The organism is Streptomyces sp. NPDC047515, assembly GCF_040643055.1.
Lineage (GTDB): Bacteria > Actinomycetota > Actinomycetes > Streptomycetales > Streptomycetaceae > Streptomyces.
The window spans coordinates 1-8,682 of record NZ_JBEYTM010000114.1 but is presented as its reverse complement, the minus strand read 5'-3'; the positions used below and the strand labels follow the sequence as shown (position 1 = coordinate 8,682).

Here is an 8,682-nt window from a genome sequence, read left to right as displayed (position 1 = left end):
CCTCAGACAACACCAGCTCGGCCATCGGCCGCCCCATCTTCGCCATGGAAGCAGTCTACTTATTCAACGAATTCTCGGCGCAGGACACTAGGCCGATACGCCGGTCAGGCCGCGCTCGCGGCCTGACCGGCCCGTCATGCATCTCACCCACCTCACCCACGTCACCTGCCCGGAAGCCGACAGGTCCGCCCCCGAGGAGCACCACCCGCCATGTCCCGTCTGGAGATCGCCGACGACGGCTTCCGTCTCGACGCCCGCCCGTTCCGGATCATCTCCGGCGCCCTGCACTACTTCCGCGTCCACCCGGATCAGTGGGCCGACCGACTCCACAAGGCGCGGCTGCTGGGCCTCAACACGGTCGAGACGTACGTCCCCTGGAACGCCCACGCCCCCCGACGCGGGGAGTTCCACCTCGACGGAGGTCTCGACCTGCCCCGCTTCCTCGATACCGCCGCCGCCGAAGGACTCCATGTCCTGCTGAGGCCCGGTCCGTACATCTGCGCCGAGTGGGAGGGCGGCGGCCTGCCCTCCTGGCTGCTGGCCGAGGACGACCTCGTTCCGCGCAGCCGCGACCCCCGCTACCTGAGCGCCGTCGACGACTACCTCGGCGCCCTCCTGCCACCCCTCCACCCGTACCTCGGCAGCAACGGCGGACCGATCCTCGCCGTCCAGGTCGAGAACGAGTACGGCGCCCACGGCGAGGACACCGCCTACCTCGCCGAACTCGCCGCCATGCTGCGCCGCCACGGCGTCGACGTCCCCCTCTTCACCTGCGACCAGCCCTCCGACCTCGCGCGGGGAAGCCTCGACGGTGTCCTGGCGACTGCCAACTTCGGAGCCCGCGCCACCGCCGGGCTGGCCGCGCTGCGCGACCACCAGCCGCAGGGGCCGCTCATGTGCGGGGAGTTCTGGATCGGCTGGTTCGACCGCTGGGGCGGCATCCACACCCGTCGGGACCCGGCCGACGCTGCCGCGGAGCTCGACGTCCTGCTCGCCGCCGGCGCCTCCGTCAACATCTACATGTTCCACGGCGGCACCAACTTCGGTTTCACCAACGGAGCCAACGACAAGGGCACCTACCGCCCCACCGTCACCTCCTACGACTACGACGCCCTCCTCGACGAGGCCGGGGCCCCCACCCCCAAGTACGCCGCGTTCCGCGAGGTCATCGCCCGCCACGCACCCGTCCCCGCGGACCCCCTGCCCCCCGTCGCTCCCAAGACGGCGTACGGGCCGGTGGAACTCACCCACACGGCCGCCCTGCTGGAACAGGCCGACGTCCTCGGCGTCCCCATGACCGCCGACCGGCCGCTGACCATGGAGGAACTCGGCCACCCCTTCGGATTCGTCCTCTACGAGACCGACGTGGCCACGCCCGGACCGGTGGTCCTGCACGCCGAGCAGGTCCACGACCGGGCCCAGGTCTTCGTCGACGGGCAACCGGTCGGCGTCCTGGAACGCGAGAACCACGAGCATGCCCTCGCCTTCACCGTGCCCAGACAGGGAGCCCGGCTCGCCGTCCTGGTCGAGAACCAGGGGCGCGTGAACTACGGACCGGGGCTCCGCGACCGCAAGGGCCTGCTCGGCCGCACCACGATCAACGGGACACCGCCCGCCGTCTGGCACAGCCGCGCCCTGCCTCTCGACCGCCCGGACGCCGTGGACCACCGGCCCTTCGATCCCGCACGGCCGCCGGTGGGGCCGGCCTTCCACCGCGGAACGTTTGTCGTGGACGAGCCGGCCGACACGTTCCTCCACCTCGACGGCTGGACCAAGGGCCTGGCCTGGATCAACGGCTTCCCCCTAGGCCGCTACTGGTCCCGCGGCCCCCAGACCAGCCTGTACGTCCCCGCTCCCGTCCTCAGACCCGGCGCCAACGACGTCACCGTCCTTGAACTCCACGCCGCAGGCACGCGCCACGTCCACCTGCGCGACACACCCGGCCTCGGCGCCACCGAGGAGTGATCCGCCCGGAGCGCGGCGCCCCCGGACTCCGTACCCCGCACCCGGACCCGGTCTCCGGCCGGCCATTCCACCCGAGCACACCACCAGGGAGCCTCCCCGTGCACACCGAACTCCAGGCGGTCCTCTTCGACATGGACGGCACGCTCGTCGACACAGAGCGACTCTGGCTGCGGACGGTCGAAGAGGAGGCCCTCGGTCTGGGTCTCGCCCTCACGGACGCGGACCTGTCGTTCGTCCTCGGCCGCGCCGTCGAGGACTGCGCCGCGCACCTCGCATCCCGCGCGCCGGACCGCCCGGAGACGGCCCGGCTCGGCGAGTCCCTCGAACGGCGCTTCACGGATCTCGTACGCCGGCAGGTCGTCCCCCTTCCCGGGGCCGTGGAACTCCTCGCGGCGGCCCATGCCGCAGGCGTGCCCACGGCGCTGGTGTCGGCGTCGCCACGACCGGTCGTGGACACCGTCCTCGACGCCCTCGGGCGGCACTGGTTCACGGTCTCGGTGGCGGCGGGCGAGACCCCGCGCACCAAGCCGTTCCCCGACCCCTACCGGGCGGCCCTGACCACCCTCGGCACCGCCCCGGCCTCCTGTGTCGCAGTCGAGGACACCCCGACCGGCGTCGCCTCCGCGGAGGCCGCAGGCTGCAGGGTGGTGGCCGTGCCCTCGCTCACCGCCATCACCCCCGCACCACGCCGGACCGTCGTGCGCAGTCTGCTGGACGTGGACCTCGCCCTGCTCCGACGACTGACCGCCGGGCCGTGAACGTCTCCTCAGCCCTACGACATCCGTGCCGGTGGGCAGGATGACGCGTACCGCTGGGGTGGGAGACGTCCACCGTCCGGCAACTTCTTAAGAGGTTGTCTCACGTGGCAAGTTTCGCGAGCTTCTTGTAGCAGGTCAGGGCGGCGGCCATGGCCACGCCTCGGCTCTGCCAGTCGTTGCGGGCCATGTACGGGATCTTGAGACCACGAGCAGCCCATGGCAGGCTCATGCCGCATGATCGATGAATTCGCGAAAGACAACCTGCAGGGGAGACTGCGGCGGGACCGCAAGGCGCTGCTCTGGAAACTCGACGGCTTGTCCGAATACGACGCCCGCCGACCTTTGACAGCGACCGGGACCAATCTCCTCGGCCTGGTCAAACATGTGGCCAGCGTCGAGGCCAGGTACTTCGGCGAGGTCTTCGACCGCCCTTCCCCGGAACCGCTGCCCCGGTGGCAGGACTCCAACGGCAGCGATCTGTGGGCGACCGAGGACGAGACCCGCGATCAGATCATCGGGTTCTACCGGCGCACGTGGGAACGCTCGGACGCGACGATCAACGAGCTTCCCCTCGACTCCCCCGGCCACGTGCCGTGGTGGCCGGAACCTTATGCCGACACGAACCTGTTCGCCGTCATGGTCCATGTCCTCGGCGAGTGCATCCGGCATGCCGGGCACGCCGATATCCTGCGCGAGGGCCTCGACGGCCGGACCGGGTTGCGCGCCGAATACGAGAAGCAGATCGACGAGGAAGCCCGTGCAGCCTACTGCGCGAAGATCGAGCAGGCCGCCAGGTCGGCCGCACCGATCAAGGCTTAGAGGTTGTCTCACGTGTCTTGATGTTCGTGCGGCATGATGCCGGTCGTGGGTGCTGATCTCTCGAAGCGTCTGGTTCCTGATGAACTCTGGGAGCTGGCCGCCCCGTTGCTGCCGTCGTTCGCTGCTCGTCCGCAAGGTGGTGGGACCGCTCCGTGTGACGAGCGGGCCGTGTTCATGGCAGTGGTGTACGTGCTGACCAGCGGCTGTGCCTGGCGGCATTTGCCGCCGACGTTCGGCACGTCGCCCGCCACCGCGCATCGCCGCTTCACGGTATGGACCGAGGCCGGCCTGTGGCGTCGGCTGCACCGGGCGGTGCTGGACGGACTCGGGGCCCGGGGCGAGGTGGACTGGACCTCGGCGATCGTCGACGCGGCCTCCGTTCGTGCCAAAAGGTGCCTGTTGAGTCGGCACGGAGCGCGGTGCCGGTGTTGCCACCGGTCCGTTTCTCCGTGCCGCTCGCCGAACCCGGCGTACCCGTCTCCGAGTACCGGGCTCTCCACGGACTCTGCCGTTAGGCGTGGTTGAGGCGTGTCCAGGGGGTGGGGATCGTGTTGCCTCTGTAGCGGTAGCGGGTGACCGCCACCGCCTGGAGGTCGAACAGTTCGGTCCCGTCTGCCGAGGGCCTTTGCCACCGTCCGTTGTGGTCGGTGAGGCGTCGGCGGACGTCCTTCCACTTCCAGCGATGCAGTGCCATCCACCAGCTGATCACCCGGTGCCACGTGAAGCTGGCCAGGGAGCTCAGGGTGGCTTTGCAGACCGCGTGCTTGAAGTAGTTGGCCCAGCCGCGCATGATCTGGTTGAGCCTGACCAGCACGTCCCTGGGGTTCTGCTGCGACGTTCTGTTCGTCAGGGCACGGATCTTGTCCTTCAGCTGCCGGATGGGCCGGTCAGCGATGAAGGTATAGACGTGCCACTTGTCCGTTCCTCGCTTGCGGCGCCACTGGATGCGGAACCCCAAGAAGTCGAACCCTTCCGACATGTGCACCACCTGCGTCTTTGTCTCCGAGAGACGAAGGCCAAGCGGTTGCAGCACATCGGCGATGTCCTCGCGCAGCGCTTCGACGTCGTCGCGTTCACCGTCGGTCAGGACAACGAAGTCGTCCGCGTAGCGGACGATTCGCCAGTTCGGACGTCCAGTGGCACGGCGGCGCCTGCGCAGGTGGCTGGTCGCCATTTCCCCGTTCGGCTCCCACGGCCGGGTCACATGCTCGTCGAGCGCTGACAAGGCGATGTTCGCCAGAAGCGGGGAGAGGATGCCGCCTTGCGGAGTGCCGGTGATGGTGTCCTCGCGGTTGTTGTCCTCGGTGAGGACGCCGGCCTTGAGGAACGCCTTGACCAGCCGCAGCACGCGCTTGTCCTTGACCCGGTCTCGCACTCGGTCCATCAGGGCCGTGTGATCGATCGAGTCGAAGCACGCCTCGATGTCCGCGTCCAGGACCCACCGATAGCCGTGGGTGCCGTAGAAGTGGATCTCGGCGATCGCGTCGTGTGCCCGCCGCAGGGGTCGGAAGCCGTAGAAGACCGGCTTGAAGCCGGCCTCGAAGATCGGCTCCAGCACCAGCTTGAGGGCTGCCTGGACCACTCGGTCAGCGATGGTCGGGATGCCGAGCTTGCGCACCTTTCCACTGCCGCCGGGCTTGGGAATCTTGCGTTCACGCACTGGCAGCGGGCAGAAGTCACCCGATTTGAGTATGTGTCGAAGATCCTCCAGGAACCCTTGAGGACCAATCGCGCGCTCGACGTTGACGGCCGTGGGGCCGTCCACTCCAGGCGTTTTGGCCCCTTTGTTTCCCGCGACCCGTTTGAACGCCACCAGCAGCGTCGCCGGGGCGCACACGAGGTTGAACAGATCGTCGAACCTGCGGCCCTCGTCGGCCGCCGCCCAACGGTGAAGCTTGGCCTGCATCCCCGATACCCACTGGTGAGACCCCATCGGGGTCTCCGGTGCACCGCTGTTCAGCGGTGTGTCTTTCGGCATTGCAGTCTCCCTCCCTTCTTGATTCGGCTGCCGCCCTTCCCCAATGTGCCGGGCTTTCCCCGGCTCGGAGTACTACGGCGGCTCCGCCCCGTCCCGGCCCGGTCGGCCGACGGTGGGCCCAGCCTGCAACCACGCTGCCGGCGTTGTCGCAGGTCAGAACCGGAACGGTTCCCGTGTTCACGTGTTGTTCGATCGACGGAGGAGGAGCCCGGCTATACCCCCGCGGCATCGCCACGACTACCCCGCAGCACTTCGTCGTGGCCTCCCCGGACGACACATAGCAACCGTCCAGGAAGTTCTTCACCTCCTGGAGAGGTGGGGACGCACCGCATCCAGCCCAGATCCGCCAGGTTCGAGCTGGTGACGAGTAAGGAGGCGTCAACGCCGGTTCCTCGCATACTTCTTTCCGTCTTGCTTGCCGGACCCGCACCATCTGGCAGTGCTGATACGTCCCGGCTTTGTCAGGGCCGCTTGCCGCCCTTCCCGACACCTCCCGGGTCGGGCTGCCCTCAGCTTCGACCGCCCTGCTGCGACAGGACGGCGGTGGCGTCCTTTCACCGCCACTCGAACAACTCGCGCTTCACGGCGCACCTATGGTTTTCGTCAAGCCTGGAGAGGGCTTCGGTCCAGGTTCGATGTTCTCGGTGGGGGCATGAGAGTGTCTGGCTGTGTCGGATTGGATGATCGGGCTGCATACGGCCTTGGATGGGGCTTTGTCCCCTTCGTCGTCGCAGCGTGTTCGTGCCGGGCGTGACCTTGCTCCCTTTGCTGCTGCCCCTGTGGCAGCGGAAGTGTTGTTGGCACTGCTGCTGGACGCCGAGGACACGGCAGTGACTCGACAGACGGCAGACGCCCTGGCCCGGGTGGGGACGCTGGCAGCGGTGCGACTCATAGCTCTGGCGCTCGCCGTGGCCGACCACAGCCATGCCGACTGGATGCAGACCGGGGTGGATGACGCCCTCGCCGGAGCGGACAGCCTGCCTGACGTTGCGGCAGTCTGCGTGCAGCTCGCTGGGGACGGTGAGGCGACTGTCCGCCATGGCGCCGCGGAGATCTTGGCGTGGACGGGCGGCGCAACACGCTGACGATGTTTGTGACGGCTGCTGCATTGTTGTGCTGGGCGGGCCGGACTGACCTGGTGCCCTTTGCGCGTAGGGATGTCACAGCGAATGAACTCATAGCCGACTTCTTCCACGACGGCCAACGAGGCCAGCCACACGAATTCTCACCGGGTGGCTGACGATGAAGGTGTCGTCGGAGTCATCGAGGTCGCTGATCACCATGAAGAGCGCGTCCAGTCAGCAAGTGCTGCGGCGGCCGAGGTGTTCCACGGGGGTATCCTGCTGCGGGAGTTACAGGTGCAGGCGTCGAGCGGACGTAGTAGTTACAGCCGGGGGCAACGTGGTGCGCGGGCTCAAAGTCGTAGTCCCAGTCCTCGCTCTGATGGCGGTGACGGCGGGGTGCTCCTCTTCCACCGGCACGGACGAGCAGTGGCTGACCGAGCAGCGCGAGAACTACTGCATGCAGCTGGGGACGTGGCAGAAGGCACAAAACGCTGCACGCACGGACACAGTGGACTCGACAGGGTACGACGAGGTCGGAGCCGTTGCACAGGACGCCTTTCTCGCGATGCAGCCGCTCCGGGATGAGGCCGTCGGAGGAGGCCGCACTTTGGGGGAGTCGACGGCGGCAGCGATGAACAGTGGCGACTCCGAAGCGCTGGAGCGTGTCGTGAAGTACTGCGATGATGTCGGCTTCGAGACGCTGACCCGATAGGCCGTTTTTCAGAACTCGGCATAGTGTCTCGCCTTGCGCCGTGATGATCTCGGTGTGGGACGAGGTGACCTTTCAGATAATCAGTGGGCGGCGCTTGAGCCGCTGTTGCCTGTCGCTGTGCTGGGCAGGCCGCCTGTGTGCCGGCGGCAGTTGATCGACGGAATTCGCTGGCGGGTCCGAACTGGTGCCCCGTGGCGGGATCTACCGGCGGAGTACGGTCCGTGGCAGACGGTTTACGGGCTCTTTCGCCGCTGGCAGCGTGACGGTGTCTGGGCGGTTGTGCTGACTGGGTTGCAAGCCCGGGCGGACACGGCGGGGCTGATCACCTGGGAAGTCAACGTCGACTCGACGATCTGCCGGGCCCACCAGCACGCGGCGGGCGTCCGTAGGGACGGGCAAGCCCAAAAGGAACCTCCGGGTGGCACCCAGGTGGAACCCGATGACCATGGTCTTGGCCGGTCCCGTGGAGGGTGGACCACAAAGATCCATCTGGCATGTGAACAGGGACAGAGGCCGCTATCGCTGCGCCGGTGCCGGAGTCGCCGATCAGGCAGAGCGGCTGTCCCTTCTTGATCCACTCGCAAGAGGCGAGGGTGTGGATGGTGGCCGGGTCGATGTTCGGGTTGGCTTCGAAGTCGAAGGTCCGCAGCGACTTCTCCCTCGGGAAGCCGGCTGCCTTGATCCGCCGCTCCGAGCGGCGGCGGGCCCGGTCGTCGCACCCGGCCATCAGCAGCTCGGCGAGGAAGCCGCGGTAGGTCATCTGGTCCTTCACCGCCCGGTCGGCGATGTCGGAGAACTCGTGGCGGATCGACGGCAGCCGCAGCATGCGGCAGGCGGCGTCGGCGGTCTGCTCGGTCAAGCCTCGCTGGCGGGGCAGGGTCACTGGGCTTCTCCCTCTGGGTGGGTGCCGCCGCTGCCGCGACGGCGTCGGAGCAACTGGTCATAGGGGGTCACCGAGGGCAGCGGCCTGGTGTCCGGTGGTAGGTGGGCAAGACGCCACTCGTGCAGAAACGTCACCGTCGCCGACCCGGGAGTGCCTGCGGGCAAGGCGGTGACAGGGAGGGGCCCGGCAAGTCACTGGGTGGATCACGCGTCGCCCCGACCGGCTCTCGGAGAGTGAGGGTGAGCAGCTGACCGAAGTCTTCACCCGCTGCCCGGAACTCACGGCAGCCCACCGTCTCGTCCGCAGCTTCGCCGAGATCCTCTCCACTCGGACCGGCCAGCATCTGAAGGACTGGGTCGTCAGCGTGCAAGCCGAGGAGCTTCCTGGCCTCCACTCTTTCGCCACCGGCTTAGCCTCGGGCTTTCGCGTGGCCGGGTGTCCGATGCGTGATCGGAAACGCGAAGAGTGCTCCTGACCTGCGACGATGGGACTTGTCTAGGGTC

At 67.9% G+C, this 8,682-nt stretch carries 9 protein-coding genes and 1 pseudogene; 7 read left to right on the top strand and 3 right to left on the bottom strand.

The window, feature by feature from the left end; translation table 11 throughout:
* The first annotated feature begins 210 nt into the window (after positions 1-210).
* Together ABZ826_RS38205 and ABZ826_RS38200 are read left to right on the top strand one after the other, a co-directional pair.
* Positions 211-1,965 (top strand): beta-galactosidase, encoded by a 1,755-nt coding sequence (locus ABZ826_RS38205; RefSeq protein ID WP_361459047.1) that lies wholly within the window; start codon positions 211-213, stop codon positions 1,963-1,965.
* Between the two features lie 98 nt (positions 1,966-2,063).
* On the top strand, positions 2,064-2,723 hold the full coding sequence (locus ABZ826_RS38200) for an HAD family phosphatase (protein WP_361459045.1): 660 nt from the start codon (positions 2,064-2,066) through the stop codon (positions 2,721-2,723).
* Positions 2,724-2,823: 100 nt separating this feature from the next.
* On the opposite strand, the gene ABZ826_RS38195 is transcribed toward ABZ826_RS38200, so the two are convergent.
* The gene (locus tag ABZ826_RS38195) at positions 2,824-2,952 is read right to left on the bottom strand and encodes a hypothetical protein (protein WP_361459043.1); all 129 of its coding nucleotides are present in this window, start codon (positions 2,950-2,952) and stop codon (positions 2,824-2,826) included.
* A 5-nt stretch (positions 2,953-2,957) separates the two neighbouring features.
* On the opposite strand from ABZ826_RS38195, the gene ABZ826_RS38190 reads away from it, so the two are divergent.
* Both ABZ826_RS38190 and ABZ826_RS38185 read left to right on the top strand, forming a co-directional pair.
* Positions 2,958-3,542 carry a DinB family protein gene (locus tag ABZ826_RS38190; RefSeq protein ID WP_361459041.1) on the top strand — a complete coding sequence of 195 codons (585 nt, stop codon included), beginning with the start codon at positions 2,958-2,960 and terminating at the stop codon, positions 3,540-3,542.
* A 33-nt stretch (positions 3,543-3,575) separates the two neighbouring features.
* Positions 3,576-4,067: a transposase gene (locus tag ABZ826_RS38185; RefSeq protein ID WP_361459039.1), complete on the top strand. Its 492-nt coding sequence runs from the start codon at positions 3,576-3,578 to the stop codon at positions 4,065-4,067.
* Here the strand turns inward: ABZ826_RS38185 and ltrA are convergent.
* Positions 4,054-5,520, bottom strand: a complete 1,467-nt coding sequence (gene ltrA, locus ABZ826_RS38180) for a group II intron reverse transcriptase/maturase (RefSeq protein ID WP_361459037.1) — start codon at positions 5,518-5,520, stop codon at positions 4,054-4,056. The genes ABZ826_RS38185 and ltrA overlap by 14 nt on opposite strands.
* A 779-nt stretch (positions 5,521-6,299) precedes the next feature.
* On the opposite strand from ltrA, the gene ABZ826_RS38175 reads away from it, so the two are divergent.
* From ABZ826_RS38175 to ABZ826_RS38165, 3 genes are all read left to right on the top strand, one after another.
* Complete coding sequence (locus ABZ826_RS38175) at positions 6,300-6,605, top strand: hypothetical protein (protein WP_361459035.1); 306 nt, start codon at positions 6,300-6,302, stop codon at positions 6,603-6,605.
* Between the two features lie 157 nt (positions 6,606-6,762).
* Positions 6,763-7,296, top strand: a complete 534-nt coding sequence (locus ABZ826_RS38170; RefSeq protein ID WP_361459033.1) for a hypothetical protein — start codon at positions 6,763-6,765, stop codon at positions 7,294-7,296.
* A gap of 54 nt (positions 7,297-7,350) precedes the next feature.
* Positions 7,351-7,869 carry an IS5 family transposase gene (locus ABZ826_RS38165; protein WP_361459049.1) on the top strand — a complete coding sequence of 173 codons (519 nt, stop codon included), beginning with the start codon at positions 7,351-7,353 and terminating at the stop codon, positions 7,867-7,869.
* Here ABZ826_RS38165 and ABZ826_RS38160 read toward each other — a convergent pair.
* Positions 7,823-8,179, bottom strand: a pseudogene (locus tag ABZ826_RS38160) (ATP-binding protein); the annotation flags it as partial. The gene ABZ826_RS38165 and the pseudogene ABZ826_RS38160 overlap by 47 nt on opposite strands.
* Between the last annotated feature and the right edge of the window lie 503 nt (positions 8,180-8,682).

Bases quoted from the DNA above. Each gene is read 5' to 3' on its own strand.
- ABZ826_RS38190 (WP_361459041.1), top strand. From the start codon at position 2,958: ATGATCGATGAATTCGCGAAAGACAACCTGCAGGGGAGACTGCGGCGG.
- ABZ826_RS38205 (WP_361459047.1), top strand. From the start codon at position 211: ATGTCCCGTCTGGAGATCGCCGACGACGGCTTCCGTCTCGACGCCCGC.
- ABZ826_RS38185 (WP_361459039.1), top strand. From the start codon at position 3,576: ATGATGCCGGTCGTGGGTGCTGATCTCTCGAAGCGTCTGGTTCCTGAT.
- ABZ826_RS38170 (WP_361459033.1), top strand. From the start codon at position 6,763: ATGAAGGTGTCGTCGGAGTCATCGAGGTCGCTGATCACCATGAAGAGC.
- ltrA (WP_361459037.1), bottom strand. From the start codon at position 5,520: ATGCCGAAAGACACACCGCTGAACAGCGGTGCACCGGAGACCCCGATG.
- ABZ826_RS38195 (WP_361459043.1), bottom strand. From the start codon at position 2,952: ATGAGCCTGCCATGGGCTGCTCGTGGTCTCAAGATCCCGTACATGGCC.